Source organism: Aminobacter sp. P4_D5, assembly GCF_056401815.1.
Map to the genome: position 1 here is coordinate 1 of NZ_JBFUIP010000776.1, position 683 is coordinate 683.

The following is a 683-nucleotide window of genomic DNA, read 5'->3' on the forward strand; positions in this document are numbered from 1 at the left end:
GCCATAGCTTGAACGCGCCGTCGCGCGCATCCCCAAGCTCGGCGAGGCCGGCATCCGTCTGTTCTTCAATGGGCCCGAGAGTTTCACGCCCGACGACCGCTACCTGCTCGGCGAGGCGCCGGAGCTGCCGGGCCTCTTCGTGGCTGCGGGCTTCAACTCCATCGGCATCCAGTCGGCCGGCGGGGCGGGCAGGGTGCTCGCGGATTGGATCGTCGACGGCCACCCGCCCATGGACCTCTGGGATGTCGACATCCGCCGCGCCATGCCCTTCCAGCGCAACGCGCGCTACCTGCGGGACCGCACGGTCGAATCGCTCGGCCTGCTCTACGCGATGCACTGGCCCTTCCGGCAGCCGGAGACCGCGCGCGGCGTGCGGCGCTCGCCGATCCATGACTCGCTGAAGGCTAGGGGCGCCGTCTTCGGCGAGGTCGCAGGCTGGGAGCGCGCCAACTGGTTCGCCACTGATGGCGTGAAGGCCGAGTACGAATACTCCTACGGCCGGCAGAACTGGTTCGAGGCCTCGGCGCAGGAGCATCGCGCGGTGCGCGAGGCGGTGGGCCTCTTCGACCAGACCTCCTTCGCGCAGTTCCTCGTCGAAGGCGAGGCGGCCGAAGCTGCGCTGAACCGCATCTGCGCCAACGACGTCGCCGTGGCGCCGGGCCGCGTGGTCTACACGCAATGGC

General features: G+C 70.0%; 1 pseudogene. It reads left to right on the plus strand.

Annotated features, from left to right (window positions below):
• Positions 1-7 precede the first annotated feature (7 nt).
• A pseudogene (locus AC1DWF_RS34925) lies at positions 8-683 on the plus strand (FAD-dependent oxidoreductase); the annotation flags it as partial.